This window comes from Paenibacillus lemnae (assembly GCF_012933385.1).
In the GTDB taxonomy this organism is placed as follows: domain Bacteria; phylum Bacillota; class Bacilli; order Paenibacillales; family Paenibacillaceae; genus Paenibacillus_AQ; species Paenibacillus_AQ lemnae.
This window is the reverse complement of the sequence record NZ_JABBPN010000002.1, coordinates 77807-97550: the sequence shown is the minus strand read 5'-3', so window position 1 is coordinate 97550 and position 19744 is coordinate 77807. Positions and strand designations below refer to the sequence as shown.

At 48.2% G+C, this 19744-nt stretch carries 17 protein-coding genes; 12 read left to right on the top strand and 5 right to left on the bottom strand.

What is annotated here, in order from left to right; genetic code table 11:
- The first annotated feature begins 19 nt into the window (after window positions 1–19).
- Window positions 20–307 (top strand): stage VI sporulation protein F, encoded by a 288-nt coding sequence (locus HII30_RS02420; RefSeq protein WP_169503676.1) that lies wholly within the window; start codon window positions 20–22, stop codon window positions 305–307.
- A gap of 125 nt (window positions 308–432) precedes the next feature.
- On the opposite strand, the gene HII30_RS02415 is transcribed toward HII30_RS02420, so the two are convergent.
- Window positions 433–1110 (bottom strand): SOS response-associated peptidase, encoded by a 678-nt coding sequence (locus HII30_RS02415; RefSeq protein WP_169503345.1) that lies wholly within the window; start codon window positions 1108–1110, stop codon window positions 433–435.
- A 152-nt stretch (window positions 1111–1262) separates the two neighbouring features.
- Here HII30_RS02415 and HII30_RS02410 point away from each other — a divergent pair, with 152 nt between their 5' ends.
- Window positions 1263–2561 (top strand): solute carrier family 23 protein, encoded by a 1299-nt coding sequence (locus HII30_RS02410; protein WP_169503344.1) that lies wholly within the window; start codon window positions 1263–1265, stop codon window positions 2559–2561.
- 88 nt (window positions 2562–2649) lie between these two features.
- Here HII30_RS02410 and HII30_RS02405 read toward each other — a convergent pair whose 3' ends face one another.
- Window positions 2650–2847 (bottom strand): hypothetical protein, encoded by a 198-nt coding sequence (locus HII30_RS02405; protein WP_169503343.1) that lies wholly within the window; start codon window positions 2845–2847, stop codon window positions 2650–2652.
- Window positions 2848–3005: 158 nt separating this feature from the next.
- On the opposite strand from HII30_RS02405, the gene HII30_RS02400 reads away from it, so the two are divergent.
- The 7 genes from HII30_RS02400 to HII30_RS02370 all read left to right on the top strand — a co-directional run bounded on the left by HII30_RS02400 (window position 3006) and on the right by HII30_RS02370 (window position 11969).
- Window positions 3006–3680: a response regulator transcription factor gene (locus tag HII30_RS02400; protein ID WP_169503342.1), complete on the top strand. Its 675-nt coding sequence runs from the start codon at window positions 3006–3008 to the stop codon at window positions 3678–3680.
- Complete coding sequence (locus HII30_RS02395) at window positions 3677–5056, top strand: sensor histidine kinase (protein WP_169503341.1); 1380 nt, start codon at window positions 3677–3679, stop codon at window positions 5054–5056. The genes HII30_RS02400 and HII30_RS02395 overlap by 4 nt, the downstream gene beginning before the upstream one ends.
- A gap of 23 nt (window positions 5057–5079) precedes the next feature.
- On the top strand, window positions 5080–5490 hold the full coding sequence (locus HII30_RS02390) for a hypothetical protein (protein ID WP_169503340.1): 411 nt from the start codon (window positions 5080–5082) through the stop codon (window positions 5488–5490).
- 464 nt (window positions 5491–5954) lie between these two features.
- Window positions 5955–8147, top strand: coding sequence for a helix-turn-helix domain-containing protein (locus HII30_RS02385; protein ID WP_246245970.1), 2193 nt, complete (start codon window positions 5955–5957; stop codon window positions 8145–8147).
- A 366-nt stretch (window positions 8148–8513) separates the two neighbouring features.
- Window positions 8514–9491, top strand: a complete 978-nt coding sequence (locus tag HII30_RS02380) for an ABC transporter permease (protein WP_169503338.1) — start codon at window positions 8514–8516, stop codon at window positions 9489–9491.
- A gap of 40 nt (window positions 9492–9531) precedes the next feature.
- Window positions 9532–10404, top strand: a complete 873-nt coding sequence (locus tag HII30_RS02375) for an ABC transporter permease subunit (RefSeq protein WP_169503337.1) — start codon at window positions 9532–9534, stop codon at window positions 10402–10404.
- Between the two features lie 68 nt (window positions 10405–10472).
- Complete coding sequence (locus tag HII30_RS02370) at window positions 10473–11969, top strand: extracellular solute-binding protein (protein ID WP_169503336.1); 1497 nt, start codon at window positions 10473–10475, stop codon at window positions 11967–11969.
- A gap of 78 nt (window positions 11970–12047) precedes the next feature.
- Here the strand turns inward: HII30_RS02370 and HII30_RS02365 are convergent, their stop codons facing one another.
- Together HII30_RS02365 and HII30_RS02360 are read right to left on the bottom strand one after the other, a co-directional pair.
- Window positions 12048–13472, bottom strand: a complete 1425-nt coding sequence (locus tag HII30_RS02365) for a serine hydrolase domain-containing protein (RefSeq protein WP_169503335.1) — start codon at window positions 13470–13472, stop codon at window positions 12048–12050.
- Window positions 13473–13477: 5 nt separating this feature from the next.
- A complete protein-coding gene (locus HII30_RS02360) occupies window positions 13478–14407 on the bottom strand; it encodes a pectinesterase family protein (RefSeq protein ID WP_169503334.1) in 930 nt (309 codons plus the stop codon).
- Window positions 14408–14689: 282 nt separating this feature from the next.
- Between HII30_RS02360 and HII30_RS02355 the strand changes: the two genes are divergently transcribed.
- Entirely contained in the window at window positions 14690–15811 is a 1122-nt protein-coding gene (locus HII30_RS02355) for a glycoside hydrolase family 88/105 protein (protein WP_169503333.1), read from the top strand.
- Entirely contained in the window at window positions 15811–17400 is a 1590-nt protein-coding gene (locus tag HII30_RS02350; RefSeq protein ID WP_211184391.1) for a glycoside hydrolase family 43 protein, read from the top strand. The genes HII30_RS02355 and HII30_RS02350 overlap by 1 nt, the downstream gene beginning before the upstream one ends.
- 56 nt (window positions 17401–17456) lie before the next feature.
- On the opposite strand, the gene HII30_RS02345 is transcribed toward HII30_RS02350, so the two are convergent.
- Window positions 17457–18302 carry a helix-turn-helix transcriptional regulator gene (locus HII30_RS02345; protein WP_169503331.1) on the bottom strand — a complete coding sequence of 282 codons (846 nt, stop codon included), beginning with the start codon at window positions 18300–18302 and terminating at the stop codon, window positions 17457–17459.
- Between the two features lie 287 nt (window positions 18303–18589).
- On the opposite strand from HII30_RS02345, the gene HII30_RS02340 reads away from it, so the two are divergent.
- The gene (locus HII30_RS02340) at window positions 18590–19717 is read left to right on the top strand and encodes an ABC transporter ATP-binding protein (protein WP_169503330.1); all 1128 of its coding nucleotides are present in this window, start codon (window positions 18590–18592) and stop codon (window positions 19715–19717) included.
- The last annotated feature ends 27 nt before the right edge of the window (window positions 19718–19744 follow it).

Below are 19744 nucleotides of genomic sequence, written 5' to 3'. Positions count from 1 at the left end.
ACGGGAGGTGTGAATGCCATTGAGTTATCAGCAGTATGGGATCAATCCCCAGCTTGTGGAGCGGATCAAGTCCAAGATGAAGAACCCTGCGATCAAAGAACGGATCAAAGGGGTTGTGCAGGGGTTATCCCGCAGTGATCTTCAAAACAGTACAAAGGTATATCAGGTGGTCCGGACATGTGCTGGCATTCTGGGTGAGAAGCTGAGCCCCACAGAGGAACAGCAAATTGTTCAGTTTGTCATTGCACAGCGGATCGATCCCAAGAACACGTTTCATTTGATCAAGCTGTGGGGCATGTTCCGTTAACGATCGCTTTCGGATGAATCGGAGATAGGGACGTACTAGCAGCAATATGTAACACAAATAAACGCCAGCTTGGATCTGCGAGCTGCCGTTTATTTGTGCTTATTTTTCGATGTCAAACGCGCCGGTTATTCCTCGGTTACCGACTGGATGCATTCCGGGCTGTCATTGCGTACAGAGTTGACGGTCATACTGACGCGAACGGCCTGCATGTCATCATCCGGATATGGAATGAGCAGAGATTTTAACTCATCCGCAGATGCATTCCGGTTCAGCCACAGATCCTCATGCTCACGGTCCAGAATGACCGGCATCCGGTTATGAATGGGTTCCATGAGCTGGTTGGGTGTCGTGGTGATGACGGTGCAGGAACTCACCCGGCTTCCGTCTGGAGCAGTCCAGATGTCATACAGTCCGGCCATGCTGAAGATGCCGCCGTCCTTTCTGCATATCCGATACGGGATTTTCAAGGCATCCTGTTTCTTCCATTCGTAGAAGCTGTCGGCCGGGATCAGGCATCTTTTTCTCAGAAAAGGGGTTTTGTAAGCAGGCTTGTTCTCTAGCGTCTCACTCCTGGCATTGATCATTTTCGCTGCTGCGGAAGCATCTTTAGCCCAAGAGGGAATCAAGCCCCAGCGGAGCTGGCCGATCCGGCGGCTGCGGCCGTCATGGATGACTGCGGCTACCATCTGGGTCGGGGCGACATTGTATTTTGGAGTGTGAAAAGGCGGAAGAGATTCGGCGTCAATCAGGAAGTGATTCATGAGCTCTTCCCAGGTTACGGTTAAAGTAAATCTGCCGCACATGCATGGACACTCCTTTCCGGGATAATCTATATAAAGAAGTATACATGTTAAATCGGGTTGGCGAAAACGGGGATGTCCCCTATAATAGGAAAGTATGTTTTTCTGCCTATAGCATCATCAGATATTTAACTTGAACAACAGGGGGAAGTCCAGTGTTTGATTTAAAAGCCAACGGTACGTCGGTAAAAACCGAGATCATTGCCGGGGCGACGACTTTTTTTACAATGGCCTATATCATGGTTGTCAATCCATTGATTCTTTCCGGGGCGGGCGTTCCGTTTGAACAGAGCTTTACAGCAACCGTCATTGCAGCGGTCATTGGTACACTGCTAATGGGACTGGTGGCCAAATATCCGATTGCGGTCGCTCCGGGTATGGGATTGAATGCCTATTTTACATATTCGGTCGTTCAGGGACATGAGAACCTGTCCTATCTCGAAGCGTTCTCCGCCGTCTTTATCGCGGGTATCCTGTTCCTGCTGCTGTCGCTGACCCCGCTGCGCAGCCGCTTGATTCAGATTATTCCTCATAACCTGAAGCATGCCATCTCAGCGGGCATCGGATTATTTATTGCTTTTATCGGTTTGAGAATGAGCGGGATTATTACGGCTCATCCGGAAAACCTCGTCGCCTTGGGAGATCTGCATCAGCCCTCTGCGATTCTAGCTCTGACGGGGCTTGCTATTACCTTGATCCTGCTGGCACGGAAGATCAAAGGTGCGTTGTTTATCGGAATGATACTGACGGGAGCTATTGCCTATTTCGCAGGAATGCTGACCTTTAACGGCATTGTATCTGTACCGACACTGCCTGAAGGTATTCTGGTCTGGAACCCGATTGAAGCAGCAGGGGATGTGATTTCTCACAGTCTCTATGCGGTTGTATTTTCGTTCCTGCTTGTTACTTTATTCGATACGACAGGTACCGTCGTCGGTGTAGCCCAGCAGGCCGGTTTGATGAAGGATAACAAGCTGCCGCGATCCGAGCGCGCCATGCTTTCCGATTCTGTCGCTACGGTCGCCGGATCCATGGTAGGTACCAGTCCGACCACAGCCTACATTGAGTCTGCGGCAGGTGTTGGGGCCGGGGGGCGTACAGGACTGACGGCTGTCGTTGTAGCGGTATTGTTTGCCGTTGCGGCCTTTTTCGGTCCGGTTATCGGAGCGGTCTCCGGCTTGTCGGCTATTACGGCCCCGTCTTTGATCGTTGTAGGCTGTCTCATGCTGGGTAATGTGCGGGGCATTGAGTGGAATGACTTCGATGAAGCATTCCCGGCGTTTATCGTCATTCTGACGATGCCGCTGACTTCCAGTATTGCCACGGGCATCGCCCTCGGATTTATTGCTTACCCTCTAATGAAGGTCGTAAGCGGTAAATTCCGTGCGGTGCATCCGCTGATGTACTTTTTTGCGGTGCTGTTTATCCTGCAGCTGCTGTTCGTGCCGCATTGATCTGAAATGTTTGCTCCACAGCGGCTTATGTTTCCGCAAATAAGCTGAAAGTCTGCTCCTTATCCGCAGGGCAGACTTTCAGCTTATTTTACTTGGATGTGTTATGCTGCTCCTGCTGGAGCAGCAGTTCTATTTTGGCCTGGAGCTCTTTGAGCTGCCGGTTATAGTGGCGAAAGGTGTAGTATCCAATTACAGCTTTGACAGCAAAAAACAGAATGGCGGCTGCAGCGATCAGCATATAATTATGGCTCTCCTGGCTCAGCCAATGTTCCAGTCGGCTCATCATTCATCACTCTCCTCATCCGCAGAACATGAGTTAGCAATCCGTTCAGCGTTAAGGTAGTTTAATCCAATGTCCTTGATTCTATGAATGACAAGCTTTGTTCATATTCAATTTATATTACTCATGTACAATACCGATAGGCCTGAACAGGAGGAGATGGCATGAAGATACTTGTGGTGGATGACGATGCCTATATCCGTCAGCTGGTCTCCATTCACCTTGAACGGGAAGGCTACAGCACTTTGCAGGCTGGCAGCGGACACGAAGCACTTGATTTGCTTGAAGGACAGCATGCGGATCTTGCGATTGTCGATGTGATGATGCCTGGTATGAACGGCTTTGAACTGACACGGCTGTTGACCCAGGACATGTCCATTCCGGTCATTCTGCTCACCGCCAAGGGACAGCTGGAGGATAAAGAAGAGGGCTTTTTATCCGGGACGGAAGATTATATCGTAAAGCCTTTTGAGCCCAAGGAGCTTCTGTTTCGGGTGGCTGTTGTGCTTCGCAGGCATGAACGTTCCATCCAGTCCACGCTGCAGGCAGGTAATGTGTATATGGATCGCAGACATTATGAAGTGACGGTGAATGATGAGACGCTGATCCTCCCCTTGAAGGAGTTCGAGCTGCTTAGTTTGCTCATCTCGCGGGCATCACGGATTACGACACGCAGTGCGCTGATCGAGCAGGCCTGGGGCTTTGATTATGAAGGCAATGAGCTGACCCTGAACACGCACATCAACCGCATCCGTGACCGGCTTAAGCGATCACATGCCAATGTTGAGATTCATACGATTCGCGGCATCGGGTACAAGCTGGAGGTACTCGAAGTATGAAGACCCTGAACCGGCAATTCATTGTGGCCACCTTATGTATTTTGGTCGTCAGCATTCTGATTGCTTTCGGACTCGCCAACTTTGTGTATATGACCGTCACCAAGAAGGAAAATGATCTGCAGAATACAGCCATCGCCACCGAGATTGTTGATGTGCTTGAACATATGCACAGCTCTCCTGACGGCTTTGAGGCGTATTTGAAATCGATTGGAAAGCTGGGATATCAGATGTATGTGCTGGGTGCAGATGGGCAGGAGTACTATTTTGGCGAGCCGTTCAAGGATACAGCACTGCCTGCAGCTGCCCGGCGGGTCATTACCCATCAGGATATTTATCACGGTATGAATGATTTTCCGAAACAGACGTTTATGATGGGGCATTTTGCAAATGAGCTGAAGAACACAGTGGGTGTTCCGTTTCAATTCAATGGGGAGTCATATGGGTTATTTCTAAGACCGGATCGGCGGCTGCTGTTCTCGGATGTCCATACGGTGCTTGCCGGATTTGTCATGGCTATTGCGCTGGTCAGCATCATCGGCATGGTATGGCTGGCAAGACAGCTGCTGAAGCCGATTGTCGAGCTGACGAAAGCGACGCAAGAAATCACCAAAGAGAATTTCAGCTATCCGCTGCATATCGACCGGCAGGATGAGATCGGCCAGCTGGCTCAAAGTTTTAACCGGATGCAGAAGCAGCTGCAGCACAATGATACCGCCCGAAAAGCTTTTATCAGTGATGTGTCCCATGACTTCCAGTCTCCGCTTATGAATATCCAGGGCTATGCGGAGGTATTGAAATCACCGGATCTGAACGATCAGGAACGTCTGGAGTATCTGAATATTATCGATCAGGAGTCGAGACGGCTGTCCAATCTTACCAAGCAGCTGCTGCTGCTGACCTCGCTGGATCAGGCTTCCTATCCGGTCAAATATGGAGAGGTATCCCTGGATCGGCAGCTGAAGATGACGCTGAAGCGATACCGCTGGCGCCTGGAGGAGCAGGACATTGAGCTGACGTACAAGATGGAGCCGGTGGCCATCAAGGGAGATTCAGAGCTGCTAGCGAATGTATGGGATAATCTGCTCACCAATGCGATCAAATATAACCGGCATAGGGGCAGCATCTATATCGAGCTTGCACAGGATGGCGATAAGGCGAGGGTAATGTTCAAGGATACAGGTGTGGGTATTCCTGAAGAGGCGGCAGAAGAAGTGTTTGAGCGGTTTTTCCGTGTCGATGAGTCGAGAAAAATGGACGGTGCAGGCCTTGGTCTGTCGATCGTCCAGCAAATTGTAAATCTTCATCAGGGGTCCGTGACGGTGCAAAGTGAAGCTGGCCGAGGCAGTGTATTTACCGTTACGCTGCCCCTGAAATGATCATGAAGCGAGGTTGTTATGTTATGGAAAAAATATGGAGTATCCGGCTGATTCGATTGGCTGCGATTTTTGGATTTATCGGAACCTTTATCGGTTCCCAGATGGCGGGGGAAATGGATTATGCCATGCGCCCGATTCATGCTCATATTTTGCTTGCCGGGTGGCTGTCCGTTTTTGCATGGGGGATTTTCTACAAGGTATATACGATCAAATATAAGAAAATGGTGGCCGTGCACGGCATACTCTCGATTGTCGGGTCGATTGGATTAACTGTCGGCATGTGGATGTATAACTTTAACCCGTTTAACCTGAATGAGACGTTTGTATTGATTTTCTTCATCGTAGGGGGCAGTCTGCTGCTGCTGGCATTTTTGCTGTTTGTACTGATCACATGGTTTGTAGAACGGCCGGAGGAGAAGGCGCGCACACTTTAATGAGATCACTAAAGCTTGCCTGCTGAGACACTGGGAATGTACTTCGATTTCGGATAAATGATGATATGTATGATCGTTAAGACAGGTTTCTTCACACTTATGGAGAAATCTGTTTTTTTGTTTTCCTGAAAAAACAGAACATATTTTTATAAAAAAGCTGACAAACCAGCACATAATATGCTAAAAATAATGTACTTATGTGTTATTCTCTTAAAACAGGATTTTTTTGCAAACGTTAACAATCAGCTGTAAATGGTGTTGTCTGTTCACAGACTCACTTGGCGGCTCTGTTCGGATCGTCTACAATCCAAATTGTATTAGGGGAGCAAGCTATATTGGGAAAATTCAAATCAAAGATACTCATATACAGTTTGTTGCTGGGCTCTTTTCCTACCATTCTAATCGGCTTCTTTTCATATTTTATTGCAGCTAAAGATGTAGAGGAGAAGGTGAACGAGGGAAATATGCATCTGCTGAACCAAACCCGGATGAGGGTGGAGCAGGTGCTTGATTCTATGCAGCGTACCGCACTGCAGTTCGAGAATTCCTCGCTGCTATCATCTGTCATGAACAGCAGGCTAAGCGGCCAGGACTTCATTCAGGTCCGAGAGCTGATGAAAGAGATGTTTAACCTGCAGACCCAGACTATTCTAAATCAGGTTTATGTAATCAATCTAAAGCATGGCTGGGTGGTGGATTTAAATTCGTTAAAATCTTTGGAAGGAATGAACAGCACCGAATTAAATCGTTATCTGGATCATAAAGACAGTATTTTCTGGGTAACGGGTTCAGAAGAAATTTCTAAAACTGCAGATCATCCAGAAATGGAGGGCTGGAACAGTAACAAGGAGACGAATACTACCCTCAGATTAGTAAATAAAATACCTCTGCTTACCAGAAACACGGCTCCCTTGGGGATCCTGATTCTCCAAATTACAGCTAAGGATATCCGCAGTATGCTGGAGCCTGTCAATCTTAGAGCTGCCCAATATATCTTGGATGAACAGGGGAATGCCTTTTTATCACCGGCAGCTGACAGAGAAGCATATCAATCCATTAACAGACAGGTCTTTGGAAAAGTGCAGCAAAACGGAATTTCAAACGGAGCTTTCCACGCTGAAAGTAAAGGAAACAAGGTTAGTGTGCTGTATTCCAAATCGGATTACAATGGCTGGACCTATGTCTCCGTCGTCTCATTAGACAAGGTTACGGATCAGACAGGCAAGATAGCACTGATTACAGCTGCCGCCTGTTTCGGCATCATTTTGACCGTGTTGATTGTTTCCCTTCTCGGGAGTCAGCGAATGTATTCCCCAATCCGGAGACTTCAGGAATTTGCTGCTAATGTCCAGCCGCAGAGAATCGGACAAGAACGCAAGGATGAGTTTGAGTATATCCAGGACAGTCTGAATTCCTTGGCTGTATCCCGAAATGAGCTCGACAGACAAATGAAGTCCCAAACCATTCACTTGCGGGAATTCTATGTTTTAAAGCTGTTTACCGAGCAGATGCCGGGTGCAGATGATCCGTACGCTTCGGAAAGATATGGATTTCCTTGCGGATGGGCCAGTCTCGGGGTACTGACACTTGAGCTGGATAACCTTCAGCAGACACGGTTCCAGGAACAGGACAGAGAACTGCTTCTGTTTGCGGTTAACAACATTGTTTCAGAAATACTGCCTGAGGAAGCCCGCTTCAGTCCGATCGTTCTCAATCATTCGCAGGTTACCCTGCTGACATGTAAAGAGGAGCGTATCGAAGCCGGACAGGAGTTGTTTAATGAAACCGCCCGGGAAATCAAGGCTAAGGTTGAAGAATATCTGGGGCTTGAATGCAGCATCGGTATCAGCCATCCGTTCAAGCGGTTATCGGATACGAAACGGGCCTATCATGAAAGTCTGGCAGCACTCAAAATGCGCTTTGTTCTCGGACCCAACATCATCGTATGCTATGCTGACATTGAGGATCAAGGCAGTATAGAAAAGAATGCTTACATTAAACTAAAGCGGATTGAAGACCAAATTTTGCTTGCTCTGGAAGAGCGTCAGACAGAAAAGGCTGAGCAGCAGTTCGAGCAATATCTGGATGAACTGCTATGCAAGGATGGATTTCATCAAGAGCACCACATGCTGCTGCTCCAGCTGGCCTCCAGAACCTTAAGCATGCTCCAGGAGCAGGGATATTCCATGAAGCAGGTCTGGGATGGTGAAGATGAGCTGAATCATCTGCTTCGCATGCAGACGCGAAATGAAATTGCAGGCTGGTTTCAACATCGGTTATTTAAGCCGGTAATCAGTATTTTGGAAGATATGGCGGACAAGCAGTTTGTGAACATTACCCGCCGTATTCTAGAGATTGTGCATGACCATTACGAGAAAGATATTTCACTTGAATACTGTGCGGCGATTTTAAACTTCAACCCTGCCTATGTCAGCCGTGTGTTCAAAAAAGAAATGGACGTATCTTTTAGCGAATATCTAAGCCAGTATCGTATGAATGTGGCCAAAAATTTGTTAGACACTACTGAAATGAAAGTATCCGAAATCGGTAAAAAGGTAAGCTACACCAACATCAGTGCTTTCATTCGAACATTCCGGCGAACATTTGGCATCACTCCGGGCCAGTACCGTGATCAGAAGCATAATGAGAAAAGATAGTTAACGGCTTAGAAAGGGTTCTAGGCCAAAGATTGCAGCTGCATGTTTTATATCTAAAGAGCAAAAAGCCGAACGCTGTCGTTCGGCTTTTGCTTTGTACTTTTTTAAGAATAGCCAGATCATCTTCTGTATCTTAATGAGTGCTGCACCAGGTCAAATGCTGCATATTCGTGGTGCAATCCGGCATACCAGAAGGGACACGAATTCCTAGAAATCCTTACAGGTACAATGTTTTTCCGATCACAGTCCTTGAAGTCATAAACGGAGTATAGCCTGGTATCCATCTGCTGATTCATAATTGGGGACAAGAAAACGCATACAACAGGGCATGAATGCTTGTTCATTCAATGCAGGGGGAGAGGTGCTATGGAAACAAATCAAGCTCCAACAGAAGCAAATGCAGTCCCGCAGACGAAGAGGGAGCTGCGTATGCAGAAGAGAAGGCAATTACTTCGTGATCTGGTCAGGGACAGGTGGATGTATCTGATGCTGCTGCCCGGTGTGCTGTACTTTGTCATATTTAAATATGTGCCAATGTATGGTGTGAGCATGGCATTTCAGGACTACAAACCGTACACTGGATTTTTCGGAAGCCCATGGGTCGGTTTCAAACATTTTGAGCGTTTTTTCAGCGAACCTCAGTTTTGGATGCTGTTTCGCAATACCATTGTTTTGGCTTTATACAATTTAATTTTTTTCTTTCCACTGCCGATTATTTTGGCACTGATGCTGAATGAATTGCGGAGGGAGCGATTCAAGCGATTTGTCCAAACACTGATTTACATTCCACACTTTGTTTCCTGGGTTGTCGTCGTGGGTATCTTCTATATTTTGTTTACGACGGAGAACGGGATTCTAAACGAAATTATCTATCAAATTACGGGAGAAAAAATCGCGTTTCTGCTGGAAAAGGACTGGTTCAGAACCATGATCGTATCCCAGTCCATTTGGAAGGAAGTTGGCTGGGGAACGGTTATCTTCCTTGCAGCTTTGGCTGGAGTAGACCTGCAGCAGTATGAGGCTGCCCGGATTGATGGAGCGGGACGCTGGCGTCAGCTATGGCATATTACCCTTCCTGCCATTCGCAGCACGATTATTATCCTGCTCATCCTGCGGCTGGGGAACTTCCTGGACTCTGGCTTTGAACAAATCTTCCTTATGATTACACCGACGAACCGGGAAGTGAGTGAAGTGTTCGATACGTACGTGTACACCAAGGGGATGACGCAGGCGCAGTATAGTTACAGCGCAGCAGTCGGCTTGTTCAAATCCTTCGTCGGACTGATTCTGGTTCTTGGCTCCAACTGGATGGCCAAACGGTTCGGAGAAGAAGGCGTGTACTAAATTATGAAGCCTGCTTGGAATATGACAGGAGGGAATCCATGTGCGTCAAGATCAAACCTGGGGCAATCGCCTGTTTGATATCATTAACCATTCGATATTGTTCATAGTCGCAATACTTTGCGTGATGCCATTCATCTATGTACTGGCGGTTTCCTTCGCCAGTCCGGCTGAAGTCGCCAAGGGCGGACTGATTTTATGGCCGAAGGAATGGTCGCTTGTATCATACCAGTATATTTTTTCATCCGATACGCTTCCGAGGAGCCTGCTCGTATCTATCTATATTACGGTGGTAGGAACATTCATCAATCTCGCATTTACATCGCTTATGGCTTATCCGCTGTCCAAGCCCCATCTCAGAGGGAGAAATCCTATATTGCTCGGGGTACTGATTACCATGCTGTTTAGCGGGGGGATGATCCCAACCTACTTTGTTGTCAACGCTTTAAATATGACCAATACACTCTGGTCTCTGATGATACCGAGTGCGATCAGCGCTTTTAATCTGATTGTGCTGAAGAATTTCTTTCAGCAGATTCCTGACGGACTGGAGGACTCGGCCAAGATCGATGGCTGCAATGATATGGGGGTTCTCATTCGCATCGTCCTTCCGTTGTCACTGCCGGCGATGGCAACATTCGGTTTATTTTATGCAGTGGCTCATTGGAACACGTTCTTTAATGCTATTCTGTACATCAATGATAACGATAAATGGCCGATTCAGGTTCTGCTTAGAGAAATCGTCATTCTCGCACAAAGCCGGGTGGGGGATTCCAGTTTTGATGAGATGGATGTGCAGCCATTAACGATCCGCATGGCCGTCATTGTGTTTGCTACAGTGCCCATCCTGCTGGTGTATCCATTTTTACAGAAGCATTTTGCGAAAGGTGTCATGCTGGGATCAGTTAAAGGCTGAGGGCGCGGGTTCTTCTTCCTTAAGAGGGAGTTCATTATAGAAATAAATTCATTTACGGAGGGGTAAACATGAACAAGAAAAAATGGATGAAGACATTTCTGACGGTACTTGCAGGCATGATGGTCGTCACAGCCTGCGGAGACAAAAGCGGCGGCAGTGAGGCCCTGGGTGATGGACCTTATCCGCTGTCCATGGTTATTAATCAGGTCGGTGAGATCCCCGATCCGAAGAATCCGATTGAGGAAAAAATTCGTGAATTCACGAACACGGATCTCCGTATTCAGTGGATTCCGTACTCAGCTTATGATGAAAAAATCAACGTTATGATCGCTTCTAATGAGCTTCCCAAGCTGATGAAGCTGAATTACACGCCGACCACCATCAGCTCGCTCGAAGCCGACTTGTTCTGGGACATCACATCCCAACTGAAAAATTATTCTAACCTTGCTGCCCAACCTCAGCAGTACTACGACAACATCAGTGTGAATGGCAAGGTCTACGGAATTCCGCTGTTCCGGGATATGGGCCGGGCGATTGTCAGTTATCGTAAAGACTGGCTTGATGCTGCAGGCCTGAAAGAACCGGTCACACTGGACGATTGGTATGAAATCATCCGTTACAGTACGGAAGAGGATCCGGATGGCAACGGTAAGAGAGATACCTATGGAATGATGCTGGATAAAGCGTATAACCAGGGTACTGCATCCACGTTAACCCGGCTTGCGGTCTCACAGGGTGCGCCCAACAAATGGGGAATCGATGATCAAGGGAATTTCTATCCTGAATTTGAATCCGGGGAATTCTTCGAGGTTATGAAGCTGTTCAAAAGATTGTATGAGGAGAAGCTGATCAATCAGGATTTTGCTGTGGTGGATTCCTCTGAATTAAACAAGGTGTACGAGTCGGGACGTGCCAATATCCGTATCTCTGGTGGTAATGGTCAGTCACTGCAGACCAAGCTGGAGAAGGTCGTTCCGGAAGCTGTTGTTGACGTGTCACCGCTTCAAGGTCCTGATGGCATTCGTGTACCGGGAGAGAGCGGCAATACCGGCTTCCTGGCCATTCCGAAATCGACAGTGAAATCTGAAGAAGAGCTGGATAAAGTGTTGACTTTTGTTGACAAACTGCTGGAGCCCGAAATGGTATATCTCATTAATAAAGGGATCGAGGGCGTTCATTATGAGGTTGAAGGTGACTTCACCGTTACAATTGATCCTGACAAGGATGTCCAGGAAGTAAAGCCTTACCGCGATTCCCTGCCGCAGCGTGGAGAACTGTACAACATGGAGAAGAAAGCGAAAGGAACAGACTTGTACTCTAAAAATAAACAAATCGTTTATGACAATGAAAATTATATCGTCCCGAACCCGGCGCTGACTCTGAAGTCGGACACCTATAACGAGCGCGGCGGAGAGCTGGAGCAGATCATCACCGATGCACAGACCAAGTTTATCATGGGCCAGATTGACGAAGACGGATGGAAAGCAGAAGTGGAGAGATGGAGAAAAAGCGGCGGGGATCAAATGGCTGCCGAATATAAAGAGTCTTATGAAAGCCAGAAGTAACGCTGTCAACATATAAAAAAGAGACAGAGCAGACAAGTCACACTAGATTCAGTGCGTACCCTGCTCTTGTCTCTTTTATTAAATTGGTCCTAATGCTTGCCCGACCAGCACGATATCAAGATGGCTCGTCCGGAACGCTCCGCAAGGTTTGATCTGCATGACCAGTTCACGACCGCTGAACCGGCAGGTCAGGATGAACATCTGCTGCTGCTCCAGGAGCTGGATATGAATCAAGCAAGTGAACTCGTCAACCCACACAGCTCCGCATGCTGAGGACATCCCGAAGAAGAGATCAGGGCGGACATGCCAGCCGTTCCAAGGGCATGACAATGTATGGGATCCAGTGTCTTTGAATAAGGTCATCTCGCATTCCTCGTGAAAATGAAAAGAGCAGGCATTCCATCCAGACTCATTAGGCTCCAGGGTATAGATAATACCTGAAATTTCCCGGGCAGCAGGAGAATTTGAAGACCCTTCAGGCAGATGAAGCTTTAAGAGGTCAAGATCCTGCTTCATCTTCAGGTAATGGGCATCATCCCGTTCACATGACTCCTGCATGGAAGGAACGATCCAGGTCCAGACGCTGTCCAGGATGCCCTGGTGCTCATCCCGGTTCAGCATGGTGTTGGCTGTCGAGACGAACACAGCATCCTGTTCTGGCATAACGAGAATCAGCTGTCCTCCGGCGCCAAAAGCACAATAAGAGTGATGTCTTCCACACCAGAACTGATATCCATACCCTCTTCGCCCTTCCAGCAGAATACCGGCACTGGAATTGTCGACAGCCTTGGACGTGCTCTGCTGTACCCAGCCTTCCGGCAGAATACGGATTCCATTCCATACTCCGTCCTGCAGGTACAGCTGACCGAACTTGGCCATATCCTCGGTTGTGCAGTAGGCTCCGCTGCCGCCCTGGTTGATTCCCATCGGACAGGTTTCCCACTCGATCTCCTGCATGCCGAGAGGCTGAAACAGCCGTGAATCGAGATATTCGTGCACTGTGATTCCCGTGACCCTCTGCAAAATGGCACACAGCGTATGTGTACCTGTTGTGTCATAGGCGAAGACATTACCCGGAGGATAGCTTGGAGGTGTATGAAGGTACTCATATACAATGTCTCCAGCATCCTTGTTCGTGGACTTCCGATGAACGGTCTGCATGCTCAGAAGATGCCGGATGCTCATGTCTGCGGTATAAGGATGCACTTGTTCCGGATGCTTATCCGGAAAAAAACGAATGACCTTGTCATCAAGAGACAGTAATCCTTCTCCTATGGCGATGCCGATGGCAGCGGAGGTGAAGCTTTTACTGACAGAAAAGACCGGATGTCTCATGTCTCGCTGAAAAGGAGAAAAATAACCCTCAGCAGCAACTTTTCCATGCCGCAGCAGCATATAGCTGTGCAGGTTCATGTTTCTTTCTGCCATATCTTCTATGAAACGAAGGATGGCAGAAGGAGGGATACCGGTCTCTTCCGGTCGTACTCTTTGAAGCGGATTCATCTCGATCAGTCCTTTGCCGCTTTAACGGGAGCGCCGTTAGCGTAAAGCGGATGCCAGCCATCTGTGCCGCCAAGTACCGTTTCAATCGTATACTGTTCTGCCTCCGCTTCGGACAGCTGCCTGGACCAGGAGACACGTGCTGAAGTGTCTCCCCCAGGACCGCGGCTGCCAAATTCGGCATAACGTGAAGTCTCTTCACGTTCCGGCTGATTCCAATTATGCCAGCCTACTGGATGTACTGATTGATCCATCTCGGAACGAAGGAACACCACATTGGCGAATGCGCGCCATGGACGGCCAAGATATACATTCTCCACACCAGGATCTCCGGAGATAGTGCAGTCCATAAAGACATAACCGAACGGTTCGTCTTCCGGCGTGTTGGCTGCTGTCAGATACCCTCCTGTACGTTTGCAGTGGATGGTGCAGCGGTCAAACACAGCCGTGGCCGGTCCAAATATAAAATCCACATCGCCTTCAATATGGCACTCTGCAAAGTAATGACGGCCTCCGGCTGCATACAGTGTATCCTGGTCACCTTCAAACCGAACATGCTGAAAGGATATCCGGTCTGCATCGATAAAGGCGGCTACAGCCTGGCCCGTTCTCGGACCGGAGTCATTACGGATCGTCAGCTGTTCAGCACTGAAATCGTCGGCGTAAACATAAAAGCTTCCACTCCGGAAGGTTCCGAGCGGTTCGCCGTCATCTCCGAGAGTGTGCGCGTTATCGGAATAGACAAGAACCGTCTCGTCGGTGCCTTCACCGACCAAACGGATCGATGGTTTGCTGGAAGGGATGCTGATTTTTTCACGGTATACGCCCTTTTTGATTTCAATAAGGACCGTTGTATCGCAAGTGTCTGGAATGGAGTCTATGGCAGACTGAACGGTTGTAAAGTCTCCCTGTCCGCTCAAATCTACTGTAATCTTCATGATAAAATACACTCCTTCGCTGAGTTTTTCATTTATGTTACCGGACAACAGATTGATATAAAAACGCTTCTGATGCTTAAATGAATTCATTCTTTGCTTTTTTTGCCTGGTTTGCAGCAAAATGAGAGGAACTCTCTCTTTGAGAAGCTCTAACTTTCTCAAATGAGCAAACAATGCAAATTTTGGAGGTAATTCAGCAAATTATTCAAAATTTTAAGGCTTTTAATTCTTTATAATGAGATTTGAGCTTGAACTCTCAACAAATGAAAGAGGTGAAGCGGTTTGAATCAGAAAAGCAGATGGTCCGTCAGGACGGCGGACACCATCCTCAGTCAAGCAGACAGCGGAGGGATTCATTCGGAAATTGCCCGCCGCTGGGCGTATGTACCCGGAATGATGCTGATGGCGATCGCCAAAACAGGCGAATATTACAACAATGAGGCTTATTTTGATTTTATGAAACGGCATATGGACGAGTTTGTACAAGAGAATGGAGAACTTCGTGGCTATCGCATTGAAGAATACAATCTGGATCAGATCAATCAGGGCAAGAATCTGTTCGATTTAAGCAGAAAATTTGACGATTCTCGTTATGAAAGGGCTTCCCATATACTTGCCGATCAGCTGATTAGCCATCCGCGGACAGCGGAAGGCGGGTTCTGGCATAAAAAGGTATATCCATTCCAGATGTGGCTGGATGGGCTGTACATGTCGTCGCCTTATCTGGCGCAGTATGCGGTAACCTACAGTCGTCCTGAACTATTGGACGAGGTAGCCCACCAGCTTCTGCTTGTGGAACGCAGAACCCGTGATCCCAAGACGGGGCTGCTTTATCACGGCTGGGACGAAGCCAGAGAGCAGGTATGGGCCGATCCGGACAGCGGACTATCCCCACATTTTTGGAGCCGGGCCTTGGGCTGGTATGCGATGGCGCTTGTAGACAGTCTGGAGCATTTTCCGTCAGATCATCCGAAACGGGGTACGCTGATGGGTATCTTCGAACGCTTAAGCCGTGCGCTAGCCCGCTGGCAGGAAGAAGAGAGTGGTTTATGGTTCCAGGTGCTGGATCAGGGTTTCCGGGAAGGGAATTATCTTGAAACCTCAGGTTCCTCCATGTTTATTTATTCTTTAGCCAAAGGAGTCCGTCTCCAATATCTTGAAAAACCGTCCAGATCGGTTGCTGAACGTGCTTATGATGGCTTGATTCAGCGATTTGTGAATACTGACAACGCTGGAGTACATGTTCACTCCATGTGTCTTGGAGCGGGTCTTAGCGATGACCGGAACGGGTCCTATGAATATTATATCAGCGAACAGAAGGTGTCTGATGCGCAGATTGGTGTAGCTCCATTTATACTGGCAAGTCTGGAGATCGAGCGTTTACAAGATCAAGGGAGGGTCTAATGATGGTTTCAACGTCAAACATGCAAGCCTTGCAGAAAAAACCGTGGGTATCGGATCAAGGAGACGGGACATTTATAAATCCGGTGCTGCATGCAGATTATTCAGATCCGGATGTCATCCGCGTTGGAGAAGACTTTTATATGACGGCATCAAGCTTTGGGCATCTTCCCGGACTGCCGATCCTTCACTCCAAGGATCTGATTAACTGGAAGCTGATCAACCATGTACTGCCTCGTATGGATCTTCCAGGTTATGAGGTGCCTCAGCATGGTAACGGGGTTTGGGCTCCGGCCCTCCGCTTCCATGACGGCAGATACTGGGTATTCTACGGAGATCCGGATGTTGGTATCTTCATGAGTACTACGGAAGATCCCGCCGGTGAGTGGACGCCGCTGCATCTGGTACAGGAGGGCAAGGGGCTGATTGATCCGTGTCCTTTCTGGGACGATGATGGTCAGGCTTATCTGGTGCATGCGTTTGCCAAGAGCCGCTGCGGTATCAAGCATCTGTTAAGGCTGTGCCGGATGTCACCGGATGGAATGCGCCTTCTGGATGAAGGAGAAATCATCTATGACGGCACCGAGCATCACCCAACGATGGAAGGTCCAAAGATGTATAAACGCAATGGATACTATTATATCTTCACACCTGCCGGAGGGGTCTCGACGGGCTGGCAGACTGTGCTTCGGTCGACCTCTGTCTTTGGACCATACGAAGACAAAATTGTACTTCATCAGGGAAACAGCCCGGTGAACGGTCCACATCAGGGCGGCTGGGTAGAACTGGAGTCGGGCGAATCGTGGTTCATGCACTTTCAAGACAAAGGACCTTATGGACGCATTGCACATCTGCAGCCTGTCCGATGGGTAGACGATTGGCCGCTGATGGGTTCAGACACGGATGGAGACGGGATCGGCGAACCGGTCCTGCGCTATCCGAAACCGAATGTCGGTGGTGAATACAGAGTGGAGGTTCCGGACGATTCAGATGAATTCGAAGGCAGCAGGCTGGGTCTTCAATGGCAGTGGCAGGCCAATCCGAATCCGCTCTGGTATTCGCTTGATAGGGATAGTTACCTTAGACTATTTTCCTTCCCGGTGCCTGAGAATCAGCCTTCCAAATCCCTGTATTATGCTCCTCATCTGCTCATGCAGAAGTTTCCTGCTGAGGTGTTCCAAGCAGAGGCAAAATTGGATTTTATGACTTTGAAACCTGGCGAACGGGCTGGCCTGATCATTTTCGGACGTAAATTTGCTTATACTGCTGTACAAATGAAGGCCGATGGTTCGGGTGTGGACATCATTCAAGCTGCAGGTACCGATGCGGAAGAGAATGTAGTTTGGTCAGGTGAGCTTGCAGAAGGATCGGTCACCCTTCGGGTTACGGTCCATGCCGGAGCCAAGTGCCGCTTCCATTATATCGCAGGTAACGGTCCGCTGCTGCCCTGCGGAAATATAGAATTTCAGGCAGAGAAGGGCCACTGGGTGGGTGCTAAGCTCGGGGTGTTTGCAGCAGCCAGCCCTTCGAATGACGATGAGAGAGGCTATGTAGATATCGACTGGTTCAGGGTTAAAAAAGGAACGATTTAAAATAAACCAAAGAGCTGTTCCACTGCTGTGATCTCAGCAATGGGACAGCTCTGATTCTACCCGCTGCGTTTGCGGAACTGGAGCGGGGTGGTGCCAGTAATTTTTTTGAACGTTTTATTAAAGTGAGCAATGTGCTCAAACCCGGCTTGCTCGGAAATAATCTGTACTGATTCCCGGCTGTTCGTCAGCATCTTTTGGGCCTCACGAATACGTATAACTTGAAGATACTCACGGAAGTGGAAACCGGTCAGCTTGGTAAATACCCGGCTGAGGTAAGAAGGACTGATATAAAACTGCTTGGCCACCTGCTCAAGGGTGAGCTTTTCACGATAATTGGATTTCATATACTGCGCGATTTCTGAAATTTTCTGATGCATCGGATGCTCATATTCATGTGCCGATTGAGACTGAAGCGAGAGTTCAATCCGGTGAAGGCGGATGAGCAGCTCATTCATAAATGAGCGGACCAGTGAAGTGTAATGAGGCTGTTCTGTTTTGCATTCTTCGAGCATGGAGTGCAGAAGACGCTCGATTTCAGGCTGATTCTTCAAGGGAATGCGCAGCAGTCTGGATGTTCCGTGATCCAGGAGTCCGGAGCCACCGCCGTCTCCCTGCTCAATAAAGCTTTGGGAGAAGCTGATCAGCACCCGCTCGAAGCTCAGCTTGTCAGAGCTGGCAGTGGAATGAAGATCATAGGGTCTTACGATCATCATGTCTCCTTTTTTAACTGTAAAAACTTTATCGTCCATAAAATACACACGTTCTCCGTCAAGCAAATAATACAGCTCATAAAAGGGATGCTCATGCGGGCGGCGCATACTGCTGGAACCATTCCGCGACATGTACTGGATGGAGAAGTCCTGTTCCCCAATGTGATACTTTGGCTGCATTCGGTCGTTCATTTCTCATTCACTCCTTTCCGCATGGAAATCCGCTGGTGCATGGTGCCCGTCTTACCGAATGTGATCGTAGAAAATTATATATCATGCCTGCTGAAGTTCTTCAAGTGTTTCAATCCTTATTCCTCTTTATTTTTACAAGCGCTTACATATGTCATGGAGTTGTACTATTTGTGATAGTCGCCGCTTCTGTATTCTTTACACCATGTTTACATAGCTCATTCTATAATCTAAAAAAAGTAAGCGATTTCATTTTACCTTAATTTAGATTGATTCGGGGAGGAAGCAACATGTCGCGTATCCTTTTTAACCATATTTATAAGACATACGGCCGAGACAAACATGCTGTGGTCAAGGATTTTAATCTCCATGTGGAGGATAAGGAGTTCATTGTATTTGTCGGTCCGTCCGGTTGTGGAAAATCGACGACGCTGCGGATGATTGCCGGTCTGGAAGATATCAGCGAAGGGGAAATATTCATCAATGACCAGAAGGTCAATGATCTTCCCCCCAAGGATCGGGATATTGCAATGGTCTTTCAAAATTATGCGCTGTATCCCAATATGAGCAACTACGAAAACATCGCCTTCGGGCTTCGGCTGCGTAAAATGCCCAAGAGCGATATCGACCGGGCCGTGAAGAAAGCTGCACGTGTGCTTGAGATTGAGAATTTCCTGGATCGTAAGCCGCGTCAGCTCTCAGGCGGACAGCGGCAGCGGGTAGCGCTCGGAAGAGCGATCGTTAGAGAACCGCAGGTGTTTTTGATGGATGAGCCGCTATCCAATCTCGATGCCAAACTCCGGGTACAGATGCGCACAGAAATTATCCGGCTGCAGAAGCAGCTGGGAGTTACCACCATCTATGTGACGCATGATCAGACCGAAGCCATGACCATGGGGGATCGAATCGTGGTGATGAAGGATGGCATTATCCAGCAGGTGGATACTCCGGAAGTCGTCTACAATTCTCCCGCCAACCGCTTTGTCGCGGGATTCGTAGGATCGCCGCCGATGAATTTCATCGACGGTAAATTGACAGAAAGAGATGATAAGCTGTTTTTCGAAACGAAGAGGCTTCGGCTTGAAGTACCCAGGGGTAAAAGCAGCATGCTGCTGGAGAATAAGTATCTCAATCGTTCCGTGACCTTTGGTATTCGGCCCGAAAATATCAGTGTGGAGCCAATTATGTTTGAAGGATTTCCGGGCGCGGTATTCAGCGGTCTGCATAAATTTAACGAGCTGATGGGTGCTGACCGCTATCTGTATGTGGACATCGGTTCCGGTCAAGACCTAATTGTCCGGACGAATCCGAGATATCACTATGATTATGACCAGAATATCCAGCTGGTGATGGATATGAACAAAGTGCTCTTTTTCGATCAGAACAGCGGAGAAAGACTAGCGACATCTTACGTCTAGACTGAATTGCTGAAAGAGGAGGAAACA

Bases quoted from the DNA above. Each gene is read 5' to 3' on its own strand.
- HII30_RS02370 (WP_169503336.1), top strand. From the start codon at position 10,473: ATGAACAAGAAAAAATGGATGAAGACATTTCTGACGGTACTTGCAGGC.
- HII30_RS02395 (WP_169503341.1), top strand. From the start codon at position 3,677: ATGAAGACCCTGAACCGGCAATTCATTGTGGCCACCTTATGTATTTTG.
- HII30_RS02365 (WP_169503335.1), bottom strand. From the start codon at position 13,472: ATGAATCCGCTTCAAAGAGTACGACCGGAAGAGACCGGTATCCCTCCT.
- HII30_RS02400 (WP_169503342.1), top strand. From the start codon at position 3,006: ATGAAGATACTTGTGGTGGATGACGATGCCTATATCCGTCAGCTGGTC.
- HII30_RS02415 (WP_169503345.1), bottom strand. From the start codon at position 1,110: ATGTGCGGCAGATTTACTTTAACCGTAACCTGGGAAGAGCTCATGAAT.
- HII30_RS02340 (WP_169503330.1), top strand. From the start codon at position 18,590: ATGTCGCGTATCCTTTTTAACCATATTTATAAGACATACGGCCGAGAC.
- HII30_RS02360 (WP_169503334.1), bottom strand. From the start codon at position 14,407: ATGAAGATTACAGTAGATTTGAGCGGACAGGGAGACTTTACAACCGTT.
- HII30_RS02390 (WP_169503340.1), top strand. From the start codon at position 5,080: ATGGAAAAAATATGGAGTATCCGGCTGATTCGATTGGCTGCGATTTTT.
- HII30_RS02350 (WP_211184391.1), top strand. From the start codon at position 15,811: ATGATGGTTTCAACGTCAAACATGCAAGCCTTGCAGAAAAAACCGTGG.
- HII30_RS02385 (WP_246245970.1), top strand. From the start codon at position 5,955: ATGCATCTGCTGAACCAAACCCGGATGAGGGTGGAGCAGGTGCTTGAT.
- HII30_RS02405 (WP_169503343.1), bottom strand. From the start codon at position 2,847: ATGATGAGCCGACTGGAACATTGGCTGAGCCAGGAGAGCCATAATTAT.
- HII30_RS02345 (WP_169503331.1), bottom strand. From the start codon at position 18,302: ATGAACGACCGAATGCAGCCAAAGTATCACATTGGGGAACAGGACTTC.
- HII30_RS02380 (WP_169503338.1), top strand. From the start codon at position 8,514: ATGGAAACAAATCAAGCTCCAACAGAAGCAAATGCAGTCCCGCAGACG.